Source organism: Amycolatopsis thailandensis, from assembly GCF_042723255.1.
In the GTDB taxonomy this organism is placed as follows: domain Bacteria; phylum Actinomycetota; class Actinomycetes; order Mycobacteriales; family Pseudonocardiaceae; genus Amycolatopsis; species Amycolatopsis thailandensis.
This window is the reverse complement of record NZ_JBHXJK010000118.1, coordinates 1-21,216: the sequence shown is the minus strand read 5'-3', so window position 1 is coordinate 21,216 and position 21,216 is coordinate 1. Positions and strand designations below refer to the sequence as shown.

The window sequence follows — 21,216 nt, the reverse complement described above, 5'->3', positions numbered from 1 at the left end:
CAACATTTTGTTGAATCAGCTCTTCAGTCTTGGTCCCGGTTGAGGTAGTTGTAGACCGTGAACCTCGTGACCCCCAGTGCCTCGGCGACGGTCGACACCGACTTGCGGAGGCCGAAAGCGCCGCGTTCCTTGAGCAGTCGCACCGCGCGCTGCTTGGCCGCGCGGTCGAGGGTGTCGAGCTTGCCGCCGAGTTCGCGCTCGACGTCGCCGATGAGCCGGGCCAGCGCGCTGTGCAGCTCGACGGCGGGCTCGCCCGTGTCGTCGCCGACCTGCCGGAGCTGGAGGGTCACGCGGGTCGCGCCGCCGTTCAGCGCCGCCCTGGCGATGGCGGGGAGCGCGTCGAGCAAGGTGTCGGCGTCGCCGCGGACGAGGGTGCCGAGCGGGCCGAAATCGGCGGAAAGGCCCGCGTCTTCCGCGGTGTCACGGGCTTTGACGGCGTGTTCGGGTGGCGGACCCTCGCCGTGGAACGGTTCGCTGGTGAACTCGGCTTCTAACTGCACCAAGCGAAGGTAGCGCCGCCCGGGCTCGTTGACGAGCAGGGTGGCCGGAGTTAATGTCGGAGTGCGAAACCTCGATTCCACCTAGTGGAAGTTGGAGGCTTTAGATGGACCTGGTGATCAAGGCCGCCCGAGCCGTGACGGCCGCCGGAGAGGTGCCCGCGACGATCGGTGTCGACGAGGGCCGCATCGTCGCGGTGGAACCCGCCGGAGCCGCGCTGGACGGCGAGCGGGTGCTCGAATTCGGCGAAGACGTCGTGGTGCTGCCGGGTCTCGTGGACACACATGTGCACGTCAACGATCCCGGCCGCACCGAATGGGAGGGTTTCGCTTCGGCGACCCGGGCGGCCGCGGCGGGCGGGGTCACCACGATCGTGGACATGCCGCTGAACAGCCTGCCGCCCACGGTCGACGTCGCGTCGCTGGAGGTGAAGCGCAAGACCGCCGAGGGCCGGGTGCACGTCGACGTCGGGTTCTGGGGTGGCGCGATCCCCAGCAATCTCGCGGATCTTCGCGGCCTGCACGAGGCCGGGGTGTTCGGCTTCAAGTCGTTCCTGCTGCATTCCGGTGTCGACGAGTTCCCGCCGCTGGACGCGCGCGGGCTCGAAGAGGCGATGACCGAACTGCGCACCTTCGACGGCATGATCATCGTGCACGCGGAGGACTCCGACGCGATCGAGCACGCGCCCGATCCGCACGGCGAGAAATATGAGGACTTCCTGCACTCGCGTCCGCGCGGCGCGGAGAACGTGGCGATCGCGCAGGTGATCGAGCTCGCCAGGAAGACCGGCGTCCGCGCGCACATCCTGCACCTGTCGTCTTCGGACGCGCTGCCGATGGTCGAGAGCGCGCGGCGCGACGGTGTCCGGCTGACCGCCGAGACCTGCCCGCACTATCTGAGTTTCACCGCGGAGGAGATCGGGGACGGCGCGACGCAGTTCAAGTGCTGCCCGCCGATCCGCGAAGCCGGGAACCGGGAACTGCTGTGGCAAGGCCTCGCCGACGGTGTCATCGACTGCGTGGTGACCGACCATTCACCGTGCACGCCGGAGCTGAAACGCTTCGACAGCGGCGATTTCGGGCTCGCCTGGGGTGGGATCGCGGGTCTGCAGCTCGGCCTGCCCGCGGTCTGGACCCAGGCGCGGCAGCGCGGTTTCGCACTCACCGACGTCGTCCGCTGGATGGCCGAACACCCGGCCGCGCAGGCGGGGATGCGGCGCAAGGGACACCTCGCGCCGGGCTACGACGCCGACTTCAGCGTGTTCGCGCCCGACGAGGCTTTCGTCGTCGACGTCGCGAAATTGAAGCACCGCAACCCGGTCAGCGCCTACCACGGGCGTCCGCTCGCGGGCGTCGTCCGGAGCACGTGGTTGCGGGGCGAGGAGATCACCGGTGACGACCCGGCAGGCGTTCTGCTGACCCGGGGTGACTGCTGAGATGGAGGAGACCGTGAACGACCATCCTGAATGGACTGCCCTGCCCGACCTGGCCTCGCGGAAATTCGGCGGGACCGTGATGTGGGCGACGGACGAGTTGTTCGCCGAGAAGGAGAACCTGGTCAATCCGTGGGTGCCCGCGCACCGGACGGAGACGTTCGGGCCGAAGGGGCAGGTCTACGACGGCTGGGAGACCCGACGGCACCGTGAGCCCGGCGACGACCAGGCCGTCGTCCGGCTCGGCCTGGCGGGCGCGATCACCGGCGTCGTCGTGGACACCGCGTTCTTCAAGGGGAACTACCCGCCGTTCGTCTCGGTCGAGGCGTGCGCCGCCGAGGGATACCCCAGTGCCGCCGAATTGTCCACAGTGGACTGGGACGTGCTGGTGAAGCGCGGCGCGGCCGCGGGACACACGGAGAACTTCTTCGAGATCGGCGGGAGCAAGCGCTACACGCACGTCCGGCTGACCATGCATCCGGACGGCGGAGTGGCCCGGCTGCGGGTGCACGGCACGCCGATCCCGGACCCGCGCCTGCTCGACCCCGGCTCGCTCGACCTGGCCGCGCTGGAGAACGGCGCGGTGGTCACCGGATGCAGCGACATGTTCTATTCCTCGCCCGACAACCTGTTCTCACCCGGGCTCGCCGCGCATCAGGCCGAGGGCTGGGAGACAGCGCGGCGGCGCGATGACGGGAACGACTGGGTCACCGTGCGGCTGGCCGGCGCGGGCGTCGTCCGGTTCGCCGAGTTCGACAACAGCAACCTCAAGGGCAACGCGCCGGGCTGGGCGGCCCTGAGCGGGCGGGACGGCGACGGCGAGTGGGCCGAGCTGCTGCCGAAGACGCGGTTGCAGCCGGACACGCGGCACCGGTTCGCGCTCGCCGCGGGACCCGAGGTGACCGAAGTCCGGCTCGACATCTACCCCGATGGTGGCATGGCGCGCCTACGCCTCTTCGGAGCGCTTTCCGAACGAGGCCGTGCCGATGTCGCCGCGCGCTTCGAGGGCGCTCAGGGCTGAGCCCCGGGCCGGTTCAGGTACGCGGAGAACAGCGACAGGACGATCCCGATCGAGAAGATCGCGGTGAGCCACCAAGCGCCGTCGATGGACAGGTTCCACACCAGGGCACCCGCCATGAGCACTGCCATGACGATGTTCCTGAGCTGCAACGGCGTCGGTTTGGCCATACCGCCACCTTCTCACGCGCCGCCCCCGGCGCTGGTCAGGGGGCGGCGCCGGAGGATCAGCCGAGGGCCGCGCGAAGCCGCCGGTCCCGTTCCTCCGGCGTCTGCCGGGGACAGCTGGCGCATTTCGGATTGCCCGCTTCGTAGATCAAGCAGCAAGAAGCACGGCGTACCACGGTGTTCCGCCCGATCCGGGAGAACCGCGGCTCCGGCATCCCGAGACCGATCGCGGCCACGAGCGGTGCCGCCAGCGAGATCGCGCGTTCGGTGTCGCCGGTCCACAAGAGGCGGTTGCCGATCGAATCCGTCGCGATCGCGCCCAGCGCGCGCGGATTCGCTCCGGTGACGGCCGAGATCGTCCCGATCGCCGTGGCCAGCGTCGCGGCGAACGCCTCGCCGAGTTCGGCCAGGCCGCCGTCGAGGATCCGTGACGAGCGGGCGCCGGTGAAGCGGCCGTCCGGGACGAGGTCGATCGTGACGGCGTCGAGTGACGGGTCCAAGGGCGCGCCGTCGCGCACGAGGGACTCCACCGAGGGGGCGACGAGGACCGAGGACAGCGAGTACCACCAGATGGTGCCGAGCACTTCGGGCCGGGAGCAGCCGTAGAGCTTCGCCGCGCCGCCGACGCGGGCGCTGACCCAGGCGGCGTCGGCGAGCAGGGTCGCGGGCGCCTCCATCAGGGCACCGGCCGGTACAGGGTGACGCTGAACGACGTGGTGACGTCCACCGGACCGGTGATCGCGTCGAGGCGTTCCCGTCGTCCGTCACGGTGGAGGTGATGCGCGCTCGGGCCCATCTCGACGACTTGGCGGACCTGGGCGGGCGACAACTTCACCCGCTGGGCGACTTCGAGCCGGTCCACCCGGCTGAAACGCTCACCGAGGGTTTCCTCCAGCCGCGCGTCCTTGCCGCCGTCGACGGAGATCACCAGGTCGCCCAGCTCCCGCAGATGCCCGGGGTTCGGCGTCGCGACGACCAGCAGCCCGTCCGCGGTCAGGACGCGGTGGAACTGCGGGGCGTTGCGGGGCGCGAAGACGTTGAGGATCAGTGACGCGCTCGAGTCCGCCACCGGCCAGGGTTCCCACAGATTCCACACGGCCGCGCCCGCGCGCGTGTGCGCGCGAGCGGCCCGGCGCAGGGCGACGGCGGAGACGTCGAGCGCCAGTCCGTACGCGGCGGGGACGGCGTCGAGCACGTGCGCGAGGTAGTACCCCGTGCCCGCCCCGGCGTCGATGATCAGCCCGTTCCCGACGTGCTCCGAAGCCACCTTCGCGAGGGCGTCGGCGAGAGGCAGATAGGCGCCCGAAGAGAGCAGGTCGACGCGGGCCGCGACCATCGGCGCGGTGTCCGCCGTGCCGGCCGGGATGCGCGCGTGCAGAAGATTGACGTAACCCTGCTTCGCCACGTCGAACGAGTGGCCCCGCTCGCAACGCACCGTGCGCCCGGCTGACCCGACCGGGTCACCGCAGACCGAGCACAGCAGCGACCGGACGACCTCCGGTGGCAGTGGGTCATTGCCGTGCTCACGCGTGTCCATGGGGATATTCGACCACGACGTTTCGCAACCGGACAGAACGCACCGGGTTCCCGGAAACCTGCGTGTAACAACGCCGTACCGACAGTTCACGCGGGTGAAACCTGAATCGCGGCCCGAGGAAACACCCCGGTCCAAGGATTCCTGCGCAGTACACCCCAGGCACGGGAGGAAGATTGTGCTGAACGCAGGAGACACCGCATGGGTGTTGATCAGCGCCGCGCTGGTCATGCTCATGACACCGGGATTGGCGTTCTTCTACGGCGGCATGGTCCGCGCGAAGAGCGTTCTGAACATGTTGATGATGAACTTCATCGCGCTCGCCGTCGTCGGCGTCCTCTGGACGCTGTACGGCTTCACGATGGCTTTCGGCAACGACGTGGGCGGAGGGCTGCTCGGTAACTTCGACTTCGCGGGTCTTTCGACCATTTCCGGCAAGCTCGCCGGCTTCGCGACCGCCGCGACGAGCACCACGCCCGAGGTCGCCTGGCCCGGCGCGGACGGGCTGCCGCTGTTCGCCTTCGTGATGTTCCAGCTGATGTTCGCGATCATCACGCCCGCGCTGATCTCCGGTGCCATCGCCGACCGCGCCAAGTTCTGGGGCTGGACGCTGTTCGTCGCGGTGTGGGTGACCATCGTGTACTTCCCGGTCGCGCACTGGGTGTTCTCGTTCGACGGCTTCATCGGCGCCGATTCGGTCGGCGGCTGGATCGCCAACCAGCTCAAGGCGCTGGACTTCGCGGGCGGTACCGCGGTCCACATCAACGCCGGCGCGGCGGGCCTGGCGCTCGCGATCGTGCTCGGCAAGCGCAAGGGCTGGCCCAAGGGCACCGGGCGCCCGCACAACGTGCCGTTCGTGCTCCTGGGCGCCGCGCTCCTGTGGTTCGGCTGGTACGGCTTCAACGCCGGTTCGGCGCTGGCCGCCAACGATCTCGCCGCCGTCGCGTTCACCAACACCACCGTCGCGACCGCGGCCGCGATCCTCGGCTGGCTGGTCGTCGAGCAGATCAAGGTCGGCAAACCGACCACCCTCGGCGCCGCCTCCGGTGCCGTCGCGGGTCTCGTCGCGATCACCCCGGCGGCCGGGTTCGTCAGCCCGCTGGGTGCCATCGCGATCGGTCTGATCGCCGGTGCCCTGTGCGCCCTGGCGATCAGCCTCAAGTTCCGCTTCGGTTTCGACGACTCCCTCGACGTCGTCGGCGTCCACCTCGTGGGTGGTCTCGTCGGTACGCTGCTCATCGGCTTCTTCGGCACCACCAGCGTCAACTCGCTCGGCGTCGACGGCCTGTTCTACGGCGGTGGCCTCGGCCAGCTGGGCAAGCAGGCGCTCGCGGCCGCCGTGGTCCTCGGCTACTCGTTCGTGCTCACCTTCGTCATCGGCTGGGTGATCAAGAAGCTCGGCGGGTTCCGCGTCAGCGCGGAGGACGAGGTCAGTGGTATCGATGAGGCCCAGCACGCGGAGAGCGCGTACGACTTCACCGGTTCGGGCGGCGGCCTCGGCCAGCCGACCAGCATCCCGGTCAAGGCGCCCACCGGAAACGCGGCCACGAAACTCGAGGAGAGCAAGGCATGAAGCTGATCACCGCGATCGTCAAGCCGTTCACGCTCGACGACGTCCGCTCCGCGCTGGAACAGCTGGGCGTGCTCGGCATGACGGTCAGCGAGGTGCAGGGCTACGGCAGGCAGAAGGGCCACACCGAGGTCTACCGGGGTGCGGAGTACTCCGTCGACTTCGTGGCGAAGCTGCGGGTCGAGGTCGTCACCGACGATTCGAACGTCGAAAAGGTCCTCGACGCGATCACCACCGCCGCCCACACCGGCAAGATCGGCGACGGCAAGATCTGGGTGACACCGGTCGAGACGGTGATCCGGGTACGCACCGGCGAGCGCGGCTCGGACGCGCTATAGGCGTCAGGGATGGCCGACGGGGGTGAGCTGGTCAAGGCCACCGAGCGATTGCTCGAGGGCAGGCACGGGAGGCTGGGCGCGTCCGCGTTGCGGGCGGCGCTGGTCGACCTCTACGAATTCTGGTTGGGCAAGGGCGCCGCGGCGGCCGGCGTCGACACCGCTGAACCCGGTGTCGCGCTGGCGGCCGTCGGCGGCCTGGGGCGCCGCGAGCTGGTGCCCTTCTCCGACCTCGACCTGCTGTTGCTGCACAACGGCAACAGCGGTGTCGGCGAGATCGCCGACGCGATCTGGTACCCGTTGTGGGACGCCAAGATCGGCCTCGACCACTCGGTCCGCACACCGGGTGAGGCGCTGAAGGTGGCGTCCGAGGATCTGCGGACCGCGATGGGACTGCTCGACATCCGTCACATCGCGGGGGACGCCGAAATCACGGCCAGACTGGGGGCCGCCGCCCGGGACCAATGGCGGCGGACCGCCCGGAAACGGGTCGGCGAACTGTCGGACTCGGTGCACCAGCGCTGGGCTCGCAGCGGTGAGATCGCGCAGTCCGCCGAGCCGGACCTCAAACACGGCCGAGGCGGGCTTCGCGACTTCGCCGTCTTGGAGGCACTCGCGGCCGCACAGTTGACAGCGAGGCCCGGCGAGGAACTGCTGGCGGCCAAGAGCCTGCTGCTCGACGTCCGGACTGAGTTGCGCCGGGAACTGCGCCGGGAGCGGGACATCCTCAGCGCCCCGGAGGCCGAAACGGTCGCGGGTGAACTCGGCTTCGGCGACAGGTTCACCTTGGCGCGCAAGCTTTCCGGTATCGGACGGACGATCGCGTACGCGGTCGACGTGGCAATCCGGTCCACTGTGGAGCCGCCCAAGGCGCGGTTCGGGCGGCGGCCGGTGCGGACGCCGCTCGACGAAGGTGTCGTGCTGCACGGGAACGAGGTGGCGCTGGCGCGGGACGCGCTGCCTGCCAAGGACCCGGCGCTGCTGCTGCGGGTCGCGGCGGCGTCGGCGCGGATCCGCAAGCCCATCGCGCACGGGACCTTGCGGACGCTCGCCGACACCGCGCCGGAACTGCGCGCGCCCTGGCCCGCCGACGCCCTCAAGGCGCTGGTGGAACTGCTCGGCGCGGGCGAGGGGCTGGTCGACGCGGTCGAGGCGCTCGACCGGACGGGCCTGTGGGCGCGGCTGTTCCCCGAATGGGGTGCGGTGCGGGATCTCCCGCCGAGGTCGCCGGTGCATTCGTGGACCGTCGACAGGCATCTCGTGCGCGCCGCCGTCGAGGCGTCGAAACTGACGACCACCGTTTCGCGGCCGGATCTGCTGCTGATCGGCGCGCTGCTGCACGACATCGGCAAGGGCCGCGACGCGGACCATTCCGAACTCGGCGCGAAGATCAGCGCCCAGGTCGCGGTCCGGCTCGGGCTGTCGAAGGGCGATTCGGCGCTGGTGGCGGCGATGGTCCGGCATCACCTGCTGTTGCCGCACACCGCGACGCGGCGGGACATCAGCGATCCGGCCACGATCCAGCGGGTGACGAAGACCCTCGACGACAACCTGGTCCTGCTGGAACTCCTGCACGCGCTGACGACGGCCGACTCACTGGCCACCGGGCCGGGCGTGTGGACCGACTGGAAGGCCAGGCTGCTCGCCGAACTCGTGTCCGGTTGCGAGGAAGCTTTGCACGGCAAGGGTTTCGTGCCACCGGAGCCGATGGGGGCCGAACAACGGGAGCTCGTCGCCGAAGCCGTCGCGTCCGGTCGTGGCGAGGTGCGGATCACCGCGGCGGGCAAGGTCGTGACCGTGGTGCTCGCGGTCCCGGCCCGCGCCGAACTCCTGGCGCCTGCCGCCGGGGTGCTCGCGCTGAACTCCCTGGAGGTCCACGCGGCGGTGCTGCGCGGGCACGACGGGGGACGGGCGGGTGTGTTCACGGCGTCGCCGAAGTTCGGCTCGCTGCCCGACGTCACGTTGCTGCGTGAGCAGTTCGCGCGGGCGGTGGCCGGGACGCTGCCGCTCACGCAACGGCTCGCGGCGAAGGAACGGGACTACGGCGAGACTCCCACGGCGAACGCGAAGGTGATCTGGTTCGACGACGAGACCAGCGGGCAGGACACGGTCGTGGTCGAACTGCGGGCCGCGAACCGGATCGGGCTGCTGTACCGGGTCGCGGGCGCGCTGCGCCGATGCGAGGCCGAGGTGCGCTGGGCGAAGGTGGCGACCCTCGGTGGCGCCGTCGTCGACTCGTTCGCCGTCGCGCCGCGGACCGGCCGGGTCGACCAGGCGTGGCGGTCCAAGATCGAAGCCGCGCTGCTGGCGGCCGCTTCTTGACGGCCCCGGAGGCGGGAGCAAAGGTCCCTTGCTCCCGCCCCGGGGTGTCGCGCGAAGTGCGGAGGGTGACGGTGGCAGGATGTGCGCGGTCGAAACCCGAAGGATCCGGAGGGGCGGTGAGCGCGTGCTCGGTCACGAGCAGGACTCACCCGGGCCCCAGCGGACCTCGTTGCCGCCGACCGTCGTCGCCTCCCACTTCCGGGCCTGCGCGGACGACCTCGCCGTCTCCCTGACCGCGTCCGGCACCGCCGCGACCGTTCCCGAGCTGCTCAAGGTGGTCCGGCACCTCGTCGCGGGCCAGCAGGCGCTGGCCATCGCGCTCGAAGGCATGGCGGGCCGGGTCGAGGTGGGCGGCGAGGGCGCGTTGTCCACCGCTCCGCTGGTCGACGTCGAGGTCGTCGCGGAAGTACTCCGAGCGGCCGCCACCGCTGTCGACTGTTCGGCCGAAGCGCTCGCCGAATCACGCCCGTCATTCGAATGTGTGAGCGAATCAGTGGCCCCTGACACCCGTTTGTAGCTGTTCCGCCGCTTCGGCGCGTGGATACGCTGACCTGGCGGAGGTGGGCCATGCGCGCGGTGTGGAAAGGCACGATCGGATTCGGGACTTACGCCATCCCGGTGAAGGCGTACAGCGCGACCGAAGAACACAGCGTCCCCCTCCACCAGGTGCACGAGCCGGACGGCGGCAGGATCCGGGTGAAGTGGGTCTGCGAGGTCGACGGCGCCGAAGTGCCCACGACCGAGATCGCCAAGGGGCACCCCGTTCCCAACGGCGACGTCGTCCTGCTGACCGGCGGTGACTTCGCGTCACTGCTCGCGCCGACCACCCAGTCGATGGACGTCGTCGGCTTCACCCCGGCCGAGCAGGTCGACTCGATGTACTTCTCGCGCAGCTACTACCTCGAACCGGAGCCCTCGGGTACGAAGCCGTACATGCTGCTGAGCGAGGCGTTGCAGCAGTCCGGGCGCATCGCGATCGTGAAGGTGACGCTGCGGCAGCGCGAGACGCTGGGCGCGCTGCGCGTGCGGGACCAGGTGATCCTGCTCGAGACGATGCTGTGGCCCGACGAGATCCGGCGGCCCGACTTCCCGTTCCTCCACGAGGACGTCGACCTGCGGCGTGGGGAGCTGCGGAACGCGGTCTCGCTGATCGAAGACCTCACGGAGGACTTCGAACCGGCCCGGTACACCGATCGCTACCGGGAGGCGCTCGAAGCGCTCATCCAGGCGAAACTGGACGGGGACGACGTCCTCCAGCCGACAGCCGCCGAGCAGGCGGAGGGCGTGACGCGACTGCTGGCGGCCTTGCAGCGGAGTGCCGTCGAAGCCGACCGTGCCCCGGTCGCGAAGGCCAAGGACGCCGCGGACAAGGCGCGTCAGGCGCGGACGCGGGCGAAGAAGGCTTCGTCGGCCAAAACGCGCGCCGAGACCAGTTGAGTAGTTCTACCCAGGGACAGTTGGGGGTCTTCACGCTGCCGTGACCCCGCGGTGACCGGGCATGGTTATGCCATCGCGCGGAGAGAGCGCGGGGAGCGGAAATCGCCTGGTACTGGGGGTCCGGCGAGACCGAATCCCGCGAAACTCGCCAAGTGTGCTCACGGTCGGCTCGCGGGGAGGCGAGTCTTCCGTAGGGGCTCCGGTACCGGTTTGCGAGGGGCGACCGGTCCCGGAGCCCTGTTTCGCGTCAAGCCCGGAACGCCGAGGCGTTGTCCGCGACCCAGTCCGCGTAGCTCCGCGGTGGGCGTCCGAGTGCTTCGGCCACGCCGTCGGTCACGAGACCGGGCTTCCCGGCGAGCCGCCGGTACCGGTTCATCAGCGCCTCGACGAAGGCTTCGGGAAAGCCTCGCGCGATCATGCTCCCCGCGGCCGCGTCGGCCGGAACTTCCTGGTACCGCAAGGTTCTGCCGAGCACCGTGCCGATCATCCCGACCATTTCCGCGTGCGTGAGCGATCGCGGTCCGGTCAGTTCGAGTTTCCGGCCCGTGAACCCGTCGGTCACCAGCGCGCGGGCCACCACGTCGGCCAGGTCCCGCTCGTGCAGCGGCGCCTCGGCGAAGTTTGCGAACGGGCCGGCGACGACATCGCCCGCCCTGATCTGGCCCGCCCAGGTCAGCCGGGTGTTGGCCGCGAAGAAGGACGCCCGCACGCTCACCCAGTCCAGCCCGCTGTCGACGGCGGCTCGCTCGGTCTCCTTGTTCCGGTCGCCCTGGAAACGTGACGGCTGGTCCTCCGCCGGCTCGTCGACGTTGGTGGCGGACAACGCGACGACTCGTCGCACGCCGTGGTCCTTCGCCAGCGCGAGTACTTCCGCGGGGGCGGCGGCCGCGGCCCGGGAGTGCAGGAAGATCCCGGTGACGCCCGCCATGAAGGGGGCGATGGTTTCGGGAACCGACGGATCCCCTTCGACGACTTCGACTCCGGAAGGCCAGCCGGACGTGGCTTTCGCGTCGCGGGTCACCGCGCGGACGCGCACGCCCTCCTCGGCGAGCTTGGCGACCAGCGGCCGCCCGACCAGACCGCTGGCCCCGGTGATCAGGTACATGACAAGTCCCCCTTACTCGCTGTCATACAATATGGAAACCGTATCACTTCGGAGCATGGGAACGAGATAATATGACTTCCGTAACATCGGGCGGGCGGCCTCGGCGACGGAAAGTCGCGGGGATCAAAGGGGCCCTGCGCGAGCTGAACAACCAGCTCGCGCTCTTCAATCACCAGCTCAGCGCCAAGGTCGCGCTCAAGCCGGTGGACTTCGACTGCCTCGAGCTGCTCAACCTGCACGGCCCGCTCAGCCCGAGCGCGCTCGCGAAGCAGGCGGGCCTGCATCCGGCGACGATGACCGGCGTGCTGGACCGGCTGCAACGCGCGGGCTGGGTCACCCGTGACCGGCCGCGGGACGCGGTCGACCGTCGCGCGGTCGTCGTCGCGGTGACCGGCGATCGCGACGCCGAGATATACCGGCACCTGGCCGGGATGAACGCGAAGATGGACGATCTCTGCGGCGGCTACACCGACGCCGAGCTGGACCTGATCGGCGATTTCCTGCGGCGCGCCACCGCGGCGGGGAAAGACGCGACCGGGGACCTTGCCGGGGAAAGCGAATAGGCGGGGCCGTCCGCAACCGCGTCAACGCCGGCGTCGGACACCGACTACCCTGGGAAGCCGCCGGTTCGTACCGGCGAGCCACAACGACCCAGCTGGAGCGTGCACACCCGTGTTCGACACCCTCTCCGATCGGCTCACGTCCGCCCTGCAGACCCTGTCTCGCAAGGGCAGGCTCTCCGACGCCGACATCGACGCCACCGCGCGCGAGATCCGTATCGCGCTGCTCGAGGCGGATGTCGCGCTCTCCGTGGTCAAGGACTTCATCGCCCGTATCAAGGAACGCGCCAAGGGCGCCGAGGTGCACGGCGCGCTGAACCCGGCGCAGCAGGTCATCAAGATCGTCAACGAGGAACTCGTCACCATCCTCGGCGGCGAGACCAGGCGGCTCACGTTCGCGAAGAACCCGCCGACGGTCATCATGCTCGCGGGTCTCCAGGGTGCCGGTAAGACCACGCTCGCCGGCAAGCTCGCGATGTGGCTGAAGAAGCAGGGCCACGCGCCGATGCTGGTCGCCTGTGACCTCCAGCGCCCCAACGCGGTCACGCAGCTCCAGGTCGTCGGTGAGCGGGCCGGGGTCGCGGTCTTCGCGCCCGAGCCCGGAAACGGTGTCGGCGACCCGGTCGACGTCGCCCGCCGCGCCATCGACGAGGCGAAGCGCGCCCAGCACGACATCGTCCTGGTCGACACCGCCGGTCGTCTCGGTGTCGACGAAGAGCTGATGAAGCAGGCCGCGGACATCCGCGACGCCGTTTCGCCCGACGAGACGCTGTTCGTCGTCGACGCGATGATCGGTCAGGACGCGGTCACCACGGCCGAGGCGTTCCGTGACGGTGTCGGCTTCACCGGCGTCGTGCTCACCAAGCTCGACGGTGACGCCCGCGGTGGTGCCGCGCTTTCGGTCCGTCAGGTCACCGGCCAGCCGATCCTGTTCGCGTCGAACGGCGAGAAGCTCGAGGACTTCGACCTCTTCCACCCGGACCGGATGGCCAGCCGGATCCTCGGCATGGGTGACGTGCTCAGCCTCATCGAGCAGGCCGAGCAGCACTTCGACCAGGAGAAGGCCGAGCAGACCGCGGCCAAGCTCGGCAGCGGCCAGCTCACCCTCGAAGACTTCCTCGAGCAGATGCTCGCGGTCCGCAAGATGGGCCCGATCGGCAACCTGCTCGGCATGCTGCCCGGCGCCGGGCAGATGAAGGACCAGCTCGCGCAGGTCGACGACAAGCAGCTCGACAAGCTGCAGGCGATCATCCGCGGCATGACCCCCGCCGAGCGCGATGACCCGAAGATCATCAACGCCTCCCGCCGGATCCGGATCTCGAAGGGCTCGGGCGTCTCCATCCGCGAGGTCAACGACCTGGTCAACCGGTTCTTCGAGGCGCGCAAGATGATGGCGCAGATGGCGGGCCGCTTCGGCTTCGGCGGCGGAGGCGGCGGCAGCAAGAACCGCAAGGGCAAGAAGGGGAAGAAGGGCAAGGGGCGCGGCCCGACGCAGCCCAAGGTCCGCGGCGGCTTCCCCGGCGGCATGCCGATGCTGCCCCCGGGCGGGATGCCCGGCGGCCCCGGCGGGATGCCCGACCTCTCCCAGCTCGGCGGCATGAACGACGTCCCCGGGTTCGACCCGAAGAAGTTCAAGCTGCCGAAGGACAAGTAGCCCGTGGAGGCGCTGCACCTGGCGGGGGTCGTCCTGCCGGACGGCGAGCATCGCGAGCTGTGGGTCACCGGCGGCCGGATCACCACCGAACCGGTCGCCGGAGCGGAAACCGTCGTCCGGGAAGGCTTTCTGGTCCCCGGACTGGTCGACGCGCATTGCCATCCCGGGATCGGCGTCGGCGGTCCGACCACGATCGAAGAGGCCGCCGGGCAGGCGATCACCGATCGCGACGCCGGGACGCTGCTGATCCGCGACTGCGGGCTGCCGATCGACGTCCGGCCGTTGCAGGAGCGAGCCGACCTGCCGCGGATCATCCGCGCCGGACGGCATCTCGCCCTGCGCAAGCGCTACATCCCCGGTCTGGGCATCGAACTCGAAGACCCTTCCGAGCTGCCGAAGGCGGTCGCCGAACAGGCCCGTGACGGCGACGGCTGGGTCAAGCTCGTCGGCGACTGGATCGACCGCGGCGTCGGCGACCTGGCGCCGCTGTGGCCCGACGACGTCCTCGCCGAGGCCATCGCCGTCGCGCACGCCGAGGGAGCCAAGGTGACGGCGCACGTGTTCGGCCAAGCCGCCTTGCCGGGCCTGATCGGCGCGGGGATCGACTGCCTCGAACACGGCACGGAACTCTCCCCGGACCAGCTGGGAGTCCTCGCCGAACGCGGGATCGCGCTCGTGCCGACCCTGATCAACATCGAGAACTTCCCGGGCATCGCCGACAAGGCGGGCAAGTACCCGGTCTACGCCGACCACATGCGCGCGTTGCACGCGGGCGTCGGCGAAATGGTCTCGACGGCGATCGAGGCGGGCGTCCGGGTGTACGCCGGAAGCGACGCGGGCGGAATGGTCGAGCACGGCAGGCTCGTCGACGAGATCGAGGCGCTGCACAAGGCAGGCATGTCCGCCGAACAGGCGCTGGCGTCGGCGTCGTGGGCCGCGCGCGAATGGCTCGGCGTGCCGGGGATCATCGACGGCGCTTCGGCGGATCTCCTTGTCTACGCCGAAGATCCGCGTAAGAACCTCGCGGTGCTCCGGAATCCGAGCCACATCGTGCTGCGTGGCAAGATCTACGCCTGACCCGCCTCCATCCGTGACCGGAGCGGTACCTAGCGTGGAGGCGTGGTGGACGACGGACAAGCTCGCGAGCGCTTGGTGCTCGGAGCGCATTGGGGGTTCGTAGCGTTCTTCGCGGGCATCGCCGGATACCACCTCGTCACGCTCGTCATGAGCTTCTTGCTGTCAGGCCGCTTCGGCGGCTACGACCCGCTCGAACTCCGTGACGTCGGCCCGCTGCTGATCCTCGCGTTCCTGCCGACCCTCGTGCTCGGCCTCGGCCCCGCCATCGGCTCTCGCGTCTGGGGGCAGGGGCTCCGCACGGACTTCGGGCTCAGACCCACCTGGCGCGACGTCCGGATCGGGCTCGCCTGCGGGGCGGCCGCGCTCGCCGCCGGCTACCTCCTCAACCTGCTCCTGCTGGCCGTCTACGGGACCGACGGCGACGACAGGACCTTCTCCGACGTCTCGCCGAGCCCGATCACGGAACTGTCGGGTACCGCCGATGGGGACACGATCTGGCTGGTACTGGCCGCGGTCATCGTCGTCCTCGCCGCTCCGGTCACCGAAGAACTGCTCTTCCGCGGCACGCTCTGGAACGCGATGGGCTTCCACCGCCTGCCATCGTGGGTGATCCTGCTGGTCACCGCGCTGGTGTTCGCCCAGCTGCACGGGGAAGCCGCGCGCACGATCGCGCTGTTCGGCCAGGGCATCGCCATCGGCCTCGCCCGCTATCTTTCCGGCCGGGTGAGCGCGGCCGTCATCGCGCACGCCGCCAACAACCTCCCTCCGGCTGTATTGCTCTTCGCGGCGAGGTGACCGCCGCCGGAGGCGGTTAGAGTCTGTGAGTAACCGAACGATCACCGGAGGATCGGCGTGACCGTATCTCAGCCCAGGGAGCCGATCCCCGAGGCCGCGCCGCCGGACGAAGTCATCGCCGGAGGTGAGGTGGCCGCGCCCGGCACACCACCGCCGCATCGCTGGGGATTCGGGGCCTTCCTGCTGGTGGAGGCCGTCCTGCTGGCGTCGGCGGCGTTCATCAGTGTCCTGCTCGGTGACGTCCAGCCCGGCCAGCCCCTGCCGATGCGCATGGTGCTGCTGGGCACGATGGTGCCGACGATGATCGCGGCCGGTGCCGCGCTGCTGATCACCCGGCTGCGGGGCAACGGCCCGCTCGTCGACCTGCGGATCGGCTGGAGCTGGGCCGACGTCAAGGTCGGCCTCAAACTCGGGGTGCTGGGGCTCGGGTTCACCTCGCTCGCCGCCTGGGCCTGGACGCAGATCGTGGGCAACGAGAACGCGACCTCGGCGATCAGCGCGCTCGTGGAAGACCGGCGGATGTCGGTCTCGGCGGCCGTCGTGATGTTCATCTACCTGTGGCTGGTCGGGCCGATCTGCGAGGAGATCATCTACCGCGGCCTGCTGTGGGGAGCGGTCGAACGGCTGACGTGGCGCACCGAACGCTGGGGGAGGATCGCGGCGTTCCTGGTCTCCACGGCCGTTTTCGCGGCGAGCCACCTCGAACCGCTGCGCACCACGTTGCTGCTGGTGATCGCGATCCCGATCGGACTGGCCAGGGTGTTCACCGGACGGCTGCTCGGCAGCGTGGTCGCCCATCAGGTGAACAACTTCCTCCCGGCCGTGACGATCCTGCTCGCCTCGCTCGGGATAGCCGCGTTCTGACGGCCGGGTGGCATCTGGCAGAATGTTCGCTTGCCTGCTTTGGCCGGACCCTCTCACCGCGCCCGAGCTCACCCTTCGGGTGTGCGCAGCCGTGTCCCCACGCGGCAGGCGTGCGCCTTCCACATGCATCAGAGAGAACTGAGGAGTACCCACACCCGTGGCCGTCAAGATCAAGCTGCAGCGTCTCGGCAAGATCCGTGCGCCGTACTACCGCATCATCGTCGCCGACGCGCGCACCCGCCGTGATGGCAAGGCCATCGAGACGATCGGCAAGTACCACCCCAAGGAAGAGCCGAGCTTCATCGAGGTCGACACCGAGCGGGCCCAGCACTGGCTGTCCGTCGGCGCCCAGCCGACCGAGCCGGTCCAGCGCATCCTCGAGATCACCGGTGACTGGCAGAAGTTCAAGGGCCTGCCGGGCGCCGAGGGCACCCTGAAGGTCGCCGAGCCGAAGCCGTCGAAGCAGGACCTGTTCAACGCCGCGCTCGCCGCCGCCGGTGACTCGGCCTCCGCCGAGGCCACCACGCCGAAGAAGAAGTCCGCCCCGAAGAAGGCCGAAGCCGACAAGGCCGAAGCCGCCGAGGGTGACAAGGCCGAGGCGTGAGCTTCCTCGCTGACTCCCTCGAGCACCTGGTGCGCGGGATCGTCGACAACCCGGACGAGGTCCGGGTCGAGCTGCTGACCACGCGTCGTGGCCGCACGCTCGAGGTGCACGTGCACCCCGACGATCTCGGCAAGGTGATCGGCCGGGGCGGTCGTACCGCGACCGCCCTGCGCACCGTCATGGGCGGCATCGGTGGCCGCGGCGTCCGCGTGGACGTCGTCGACACCGATCGCTGACCAAGGACCAACGGGATGGACGTCGTAGTCGGCCGGATCGCCAAGGCGCACGGAATCCGCGGGGAACTCGCGGTGGACGTGCGCACGGACTCGCCGGAACAGCGGTTCGCGGTCGGTTCGGCCGTCACGACGAAGCTGCGTGACGGCAGCAGCAGGAACCTCACCATCGCAGCCGCCCGCGAACACAGCGGGCGGCTGCTGGTGCGTTTCGAAGAGGTGCTGACCAGGGACGTCGCGGAAACCCTCCGCGGCGCGCTGCTGATCGCCGACACCTCGACGCTGCCGCCGACCGAAGACCCCGACGAGTTCTACGACCACGAACTCGAAGGCCTGCGGGCCGAACTCACCGATGGCACGCTCGTCGGCAAGGTGCTCGAAATCGTGCACTCACCCGCCGGGGAACTGCTGTCGATCGAGCACGACGGACGCGAGGTGCTGGTGCCGTTCGTGAAGGCGATCGTCCCGGCCGTCGACGTCGCGGGCGGCCGCGTGGTCCTCGACCCGCCGGAAGGCCTGCTGGACGCCTGATGCGCCTCGACGTCGTCACGATCTTCCCCGAATACCTCGACCCGCTCCGCGCCGCGCTGCTCGGCCGCGCGATCGACCGCGGCCTCATCGAGGTCGGCGTGCACGACCTGCGGAACTGGACGCACGACGTCCACCGCGCGGTCGACGACGCGCCGTACGGCGGCGGACCCGGCATGGTGATGAAACCGCAGATCTGGGGCCCCGCCCTGGACGACGTCTGCGGCGAGAACACCCGTCTCGTGGTCCCCACCCCCGCCGGCCGCCCGTTCACCCAGGCCATGGCCCACCAGTACGCCGCCGAGGAACACCTGGTGTTCGCGTGCGGCCGCTACGAGGGCATCGACCAGCGGGTGATCGACGACGCCGCTAAGCGGATGCCCGTCGACGAGGTCTCCATCGGCGACTACGTGCTCGTCGGCGGCGAGGCCGCGGTCCTGGTGATGGTCGAGGCCGTCGTCCGGCTGCTGCCCGGAGTGCTCGGCAACGCCCGCTCCGCCGAGGAGGACTCGTTCTCCGACGGCCTGCTCGAAGGCCCCAGCTACACCCGGCCCGAGGTCTGGCGCGACCTGGCCGTACCGGACGTCCTGCGCTCCGGGAACCACGCGCTGATCGACCGCTGGCGCCGCGACCAGGCGCTGGAACGCACCGTACGGCGCAGGCCCGAACTGATCGGCCTGCTGCCGGAAGGTAGTCTCGACAAGCACGATCTCAAGGTCCTCGACCGGTTGGGCGAGGACACCGGCCAGGCCGGGTCAACCACCTGAGTGCCGGTCTGCAATACTTGACAGGTTGGCGTGAGCAGACGCGCGAATTTGTACTTCGGACACTGTCCGTCGTAAAACCGCGAGGTCGGCCGGAACGCCATAGCCCCCGGGTAGGTCGCAGTGCCCGACACTGCGCGCCCAAGCTGTACGTAAGCCATACGAAGACGAGGACGGACCACCGATGAACACCCTGGACGCGCTGGACGCGCAGTCACTGCGTTCCGACATCCCGGACTTCCGACCGGGCGACACGCTCAAGGTTCACGTCCGCGTCATCGAGGGCAACCGCGAGCGTAACCAGATCTTCCAGGGCGTCGTGCTGCGTCGCCAGGGCGGCGGCATCCGCGAGACCTTCACGGTCCGCAAGGTGTCGTTCGGCATCGGCGTGGAGCGCACCTTCCCGGTGCACTCGCCGAACATCGCCGAGGTCGAGGTCTTCAAGCGCGGCGACGTCCGCCGCGCGAAGCTGTACTACCTCCGTGAGCTTCGCGGCAAGGCCGCCAAGATCAAGGAACGCCGCGAAAACCGCGAGACGACCTCCGCCAAGTAGGTAGCCACTCGGTTACAGGTAACCTGGCGTCGTGGTCGAACCCGTGTCCCAGAACACCTCCGAAGACGAACCCGATCGCCCCGACGAGGAGCGCCCCACCCGGGCCTCCCGACGGGGCCGATCCGGTTCCAAGAAATTCGGCAAGGTCAACAAGAAGCGGTCGTTCTGGAAGGAACTGCCGATCCTGATCGTCGTCGCACTCGTGCTGACGATCCTGATCCAGCAGTTCCTCGCCAAGGTCTACATGATCCCCTCGGGATCCATGGAGACCACCCTGCACGGCTGCGCCGGGTGCACGGGGGACCGGATCCTGGTCGACCGGATCACGTACGACTTCACCGATCCCGGCCCGGGTGACGTGGTGGTCTTCAAGGGACCGCCCGCCTGGGCAGGCGAGATCGAGACGCCGGAGTCCAGCAACATCTTCGTCACCGGCTTCCGCGCGCTCGGTTCGCTGATCGGGTTCGCGCCGCCGGACGAGCGCGACTTCGTCAAGCGGATCATCGCGGTCGGCGGCCAGACGGTGCAGTGTTGCGACAACAACCGGGTCGTCGTGGACGGCAAGGCGCTAGACGAGCCGTACATCCACTGGGAAGAGGGCTTGCCGCCCACCCAGAAGACGTTCGACCCGGTCAAGGTGCCCGCCGGATACGTCTGGGTCATGGGCGACAACCGCAACAACTCGAGCGACTCCCGGTTCCAGGGCGGCGGAGGCGTGAACGGCGCCGTCCCGGTCGACAACATCATCGGCAAGGCGCGTGTCATCGTGCTCCCGCCCGGCCGCTGGGGTGGCGTTTCGGATCACAACCCGCAGGCGAACGCGCAGCCGCTGGCGCTCGGAGCGCCGGCTTGGCAGCAGGGGCTTCCCCTGGGCGTCGGCATCGCCGCGGCGTGGCCCGTGGTGTTCCTCGGCAGGCGGATGTCGTCCGGAGTGCGCAAGGCGGTCGACCGGAGGCGGTAAGGCCTTGAGAGTTCCTGTTCCGCTCACACCGGCCGATCCCCTTCGGCCGCCGCGGGCAGTGGTGCGTGGCGACCTCTTCTGGGGTTTGCAGGGTGCGCTGGACCGGCGGGGCCTCGGCCCCGTGGCCGGAGTCGACGAGGCAGGGCGCGGTGCTTGCGCCGGCCCGCTCGTCGTGGCCGCCTGTGTCCTGCGCCCCGGTGACGCCGCCCGCCTGCCCGAGCTCACCGACTCGAAGGTGCTCACGGCCAAGGCTCGCGACCGGGTCTACGACCGGATCGTGAAGCGTGCCGTCGACTACGCGGTCATCGTCATCCCGGCGGCCGAGGTCGATCTGTTCGGCATCCACGTCATGAACCTCGAAGGCATGCGGCGTGCTGTTTCGGCGCTGCGGGACACGCCGGGCTACGTCCTGACCGATGGCTTTCGCGTGTCCGGGCTGCCCGCCCCGAGCGTCCCGGTGATCAAGGGGGACAAGGCCGTCGCGTGCGTGGCGGCGGCGTCCGTGCTGGCCAAGGTCACGCGCGACCGGATCATGGGCGACCTGCACGACGTCCACCCGCACTACGGTTTCGACGTGCACAAGGGGTACAGCACCACCGACCACAGCGCGGCGTTGGACACTCACGGCCCGAGTCCGGTGCATCGCTGGTCGTACGCCAACGTGGCCACCGCGGCCGCCGCGCACCGGGTGCGACCGCCTCACCCGGTCGTGCTGACCGTCGCCGCGCTGGAAAACCCGAGCGTGCCGATACGTGCCCTCGGCCCGTACGTGGGTAACAATGAACGCTCCGCCGCTGGAGTAGCAGCAGAATCGCGAGGAGGGGCGCGGATTTCATGAGCGCAGAGGATCTCGAGAAGTACGAGACCGAGATGGAGCTCTCGCTTTACCGCGAGTATCGCGACATAGTCGGCCAGTTCTCGTACGTGGTGGAGACCGAGCGGCGGTTCTATCTGGCCAACGCCGTCGACGTGCAGGTGCGCGACGGCGGCGGCGAGGTGTACTTCGAGGTCCGGATGTCCGACGCGTGGGTCTGGGACATGTACCGGCCCGCCAGGTTCGTCAAGCACGTCCGGGTCATCACGTTCAAGGACGTCAACGTCGAGGAACTCGACAAGCCCGATCTTCGCCTGCCTGAGGACGGTCCGTTCTCCGGCTGATCTTTCGCAAGTACGTGAAGGCCCCCTTCACCGCGCCAGGCGCGGTG

At 69.5% G+C, this 21,216-nt stretch carries 25 protein-coding genes; 20 read left to right on the top strand and 5 right to left on the bottom strand.

From position 1 onward, the window contains the following. Window positions 1-23: 23 nt before the first annotated feature. The gene (locus ACFWMR_RS33325) at window positions 24-500 is read right to left on the bottom strand and encodes a helix-turn-helix domain-containing protein (RefSeq protein ID WP_093932936.1); all 477 of its coding nucleotides are present in this window, start codon (window positions 498-500) and stop codon (window positions 24-26) included. Between the two features lie 104 nt (window positions 501-604). On the opposite strand from ACFWMR_RS33325, the gene allB reads away from it, so the two are divergent. Beyond that, window positions 605-1,933 carry an allantoinase AllB gene (gene allB / locus ACFWMR_RS33320; RefSeq protein ID WP_378381234.1) on the top strand — a complete coding sequence of 443 codons (1,329 nt, stop codon included), beginning with the start codon at window positions 605-607 and terminating at the stop codon, window positions 1,931-1,933. A gap of 1 nt (window position 1,934) precedes the next feature. Beyond that, the gene (gene alc / locus ACFWMR_RS33315; RefSeq protein WP_378381233.1) at window positions 1,935-2,951 is read left to right on the top strand and encodes an allantoicase; all 1,017 of its coding nucleotides are present in this window, start codon (window positions 1,935-1,937) and stop codon (window positions 2,949-2,951) included. Here alc and ACFWMR_RS33310 read toward each other — a convergent pair. Genes ACFWMR_RS33310 through ACFWMR_RS33300 form a run of 3 tightly spaced genes read right to left on the bottom strand, consistent with a single transcriptional unit; the run spans window position 2,942 to window position 4,652 of the window. Continuing rightward, window positions 2,942-3,118, bottom strand: coding sequence for a hypothetical protein (locus ACFWMR_RS33310; RefSeq protein ID WP_167406018.1), 177 nt, complete (start codon window positions 3,116-3,118; stop codon window positions 2,942-2,944). The genes alc and ACFWMR_RS33310 overlap by 10 nt on opposite strands. A 56-nt stretch (window positions 3,119-3,174) precedes the next feature. After that, window positions 3,175-3,792, bottom strand: coding sequence for a (2Fe-2S)-binding protein (locus tag ACFWMR_RS33305; protein ID WP_378381232.1), 618 nt, complete (start codon window positions 3,790-3,792; stop codon window positions 3,175-3,177). Continuing rightward, the gene (locus ACFWMR_RS33300) at window positions 3,792-4,652 is read right to left on the bottom strand and encodes a putative RNA methyltransferase (RefSeq protein ID WP_378381231.1); all 861 of its coding nucleotides are present in this window, start codon (window positions 4,650-4,652) and stop codon (window positions 3,792-3,794) included. Before ACFWMR_RS33300 ends, ACFWMR_RS33305 begins: the two co-directional genes overlap by 1 nt. A gap of 175 nt (window positions 4,653-4,827) precedes the next feature. Here ACFWMR_RS33300 and ACFWMR_RS33295 point away from each other — a divergent pair, with 175 nt between their 5' ends. The 5 genes from ACFWMR_RS33295 to ku all read left to right on the top strand — a co-directional run bounded on the left by ACFWMR_RS33295 (window position 4,828) and on the right by ku (window position 10,313). After that, window positions 4,828-6,222, top strand: a complete 1,395-nt coding sequence (locus tag ACFWMR_RS33295; protein WP_167406019.1) for an ammonium transporter — start codon at window positions 4,828-4,830, stop codon at window positions 6,220-6,222. Then, window positions 6,219-6,557: a P-II family nitrogen regulator gene (locus ACFWMR_RS33290; RefSeq protein WP_020630602.1), complete on the top strand. Its 339-nt coding sequence runs from the start codon at window positions 6,219-6,221 to the stop codon at window positions 6,555-6,557. Before ACFWMR_RS33295 ends, ACFWMR_RS33290 begins: the two co-directional genes overlap by 4 nt. Before the next feature lie 9 nt (window positions 6,558-6,566). Then, window positions 6,567-8,876, top strand: coding sequence for a [protein-PII] uridylyltransferase (locus ACFWMR_RS33285; RefSeq protein ID WP_378381230.1), 2,310 nt, complete (start codon window positions 6,567-6,569; stop codon window positions 8,874-8,876). A gap of 124 nt (window positions 8,877-9,000) precedes the next feature. Further along, window positions 9,001-9,393, top strand: a complete 393-nt coding sequence (locus ACFWMR_RS33280; RefSeq protein ID WP_093932989.1) for a hypothetical protein — start codon at window positions 9,001-9,003, stop codon at window positions 9,391-9,393. Between the two features lie 50 nt (window positions 9,394-9,443). Further along, window positions 9,444-10,313: a non-homologous end joining protein Ku gene (ku, locus tag ACFWMR_RS33275; protein ID WP_378381229.1), complete on the top strand. Its 870-nt coding sequence runs from the start codon at window positions 9,444-9,446 to the stop codon at window positions 10,311-10,313. Between the two features lie 247 nt (window positions 10,314-10,560). On the opposite strand, the gene ACFWMR_RS33270 is transcribed toward ku, so the two are convergent. Next, on the bottom strand, window positions 10,561-11,418 hold the full coding sequence (locus ACFWMR_RS33270) for an NAD(P)H-binding protein (RefSeq protein ID WP_378381228.1): 858 nt from the start codon (window positions 11,416-11,418) through the stop codon (window positions 10,561-10,563). Window positions 11,419-11,489: 71 nt separating this feature from the next. On the opposite strand from ACFWMR_RS33270, the gene ACFWMR_RS33265 reads away from it, so the two are divergent. The 13 genes from ACFWMR_RS33265 (at window position 11,490) to ACFWMR_RS33205 (ending at window position 21,169) form a co-directional block, all read left to right on the top strand. Beyond that, on the top strand, window positions 11,490-11,981 hold the full coding sequence (locus tag ACFWMR_RS33265; protein ID WP_378381227.1) for a MarR family winged helix-turn-helix transcriptional regulator: 492 nt from the start codon (window positions 11,490-11,492) through the stop codon (window positions 11,979-11,981). 109 nt (window positions 11,982-12,090) lie between these two features. Then, entirely contained in the window at window positions 12,091-13,632 is a 1,542-nt protein-coding gene (gene ffh, locus ACFWMR_RS33260; protein ID WP_093932943.1) for a signal recognition particle protein, read from the top strand. 3 nt (window positions 13,633-13,635) lie between these two features. Continuing rightward, window positions 13,636-14,709 (top strand): amidohydrolase family protein, encoded by a 1,074-nt coding sequence (locus ACFWMR_RS33255; RefSeq protein ID WP_378381226.1) that lies wholly within the window; start codon window positions 13,636-13,638, stop codon window positions 14,707-14,709. A gap of 45 nt (window positions 14,710-14,754) precedes the next feature. Beyond that, window positions 14,755-15,504, top strand: coding sequence for a CPBP family intramembrane glutamic endopeptidase (locus ACFWMR_RS33250; RefSeq protein ID WP_093932945.1), 750 nt, complete (start codon window positions 14,755-14,757; stop codon window positions 15,502-15,504). 57 nt (window positions 15,505-15,561) lie between these two features. Further along, window positions 15,562-16,368 carry a CPBP family intramembrane glutamic endopeptidase gene (locus tag ACFWMR_RS33245; protein WP_378381225.1) on the top strand — a complete coding sequence of 269 codons (807 nt, stop codon included), beginning with the start codon at window positions 15,562-15,564 and terminating at the stop codon, window positions 16,366-16,368. Window positions 16,369-16,525: 157 nt separating this feature from the next. Then, window positions 16,526-16,972 carry a 30S ribosomal protein S16 gene (gene rpsP, locus ACFWMR_RS33240; RefSeq protein WP_005154724.1) on the top strand — a complete coding sequence of 149 codons (447 nt, stop codon included), beginning with the start codon at window positions 16,526-16,528 and terminating at the stop codon, window positions 16,970-16,972. Continuing rightward, window positions 16,969-17,208, top strand: a complete 240-nt coding sequence (locus tag ACFWMR_RS33235) for an RNA-binding protein (protein ID WP_003103110.1) — start codon at window positions 16,969-16,971, stop codon at window positions 17,206-17,208. Before rpsP ends, ACFWMR_RS33235 begins: the two co-directional genes overlap by 4 nt. 15 nt (window positions 17,209-17,223) lie before the next feature. Further along, window positions 17,224-17,736: a ribosome maturation factor RimM gene (gene rimM / locus ACFWMR_RS33230; RefSeq protein WP_378381224.1), complete on the top strand. Its 513-nt coding sequence runs from the start codon at window positions 17,224-17,226 to the stop codon at window positions 17,734-17,736. Next, complete coding sequence (trmD, locus tag ACFWMR_RS33225; protein WP_093932948.1) at window positions 17,736-18,500, top strand: tRNA (guanosine(37)-N1)-methyltransferase TrmD; 765 nt, start codon at window positions 17,736-17,738, stop codon at window positions 18,498-18,500. Before rimM ends, trmD begins: the two co-directional genes overlap by 1 nt. Window positions 18,501-18,681: 181 nt before the next feature. Next, window positions 18,682-19,050 carry a 50S ribosomal protein L19 gene (rplS, locus tag ACFWMR_RS33220; protein WP_005154717.1) on the top strand — a complete coding sequence of 123 codons (369 nt, stop codon included), beginning with the start codon at window positions 18,682-18,684 and terminating at the stop codon, window positions 19,048-19,050. Between the two features lie 31 nt (window positions 19,051-19,081). After that, entirely contained in the window at window positions 19,082-20,011 is a 930-nt protein-coding gene (gene lepB, locus ACFWMR_RS33215; RefSeq protein ID WP_093932949.1) for a signal peptidase I, read from the top strand. A gap of 58 nt (window positions 20,012-20,069) precedes the next feature. Further along, window positions 20,070-20,849 carry a ribonuclease HII gene (locus ACFWMR_RS33210; protein WP_378381243.1) on the top strand — a complete coding sequence of 260 codons (780 nt, stop codon included), beginning with the start codon at window positions 20,070-20,072 and terminating at the stop codon, window positions 20,847-20,849. Beyond that, window positions 20,846-21,169, top strand: coding sequence for a DUF2469 domain-containing protein (locus tag ACFWMR_RS33205; RefSeq protein ID WP_003096226.1), 324 nt, complete (start codon window positions 20,846-20,848; stop codon window positions 21,167-21,169). Before ACFWMR_RS33210 ends, ACFWMR_RS33205 begins: the two co-directional genes overlap by 4 nt. Window positions 21,170-21,216 lie beyond the last annotated feature (47 nt).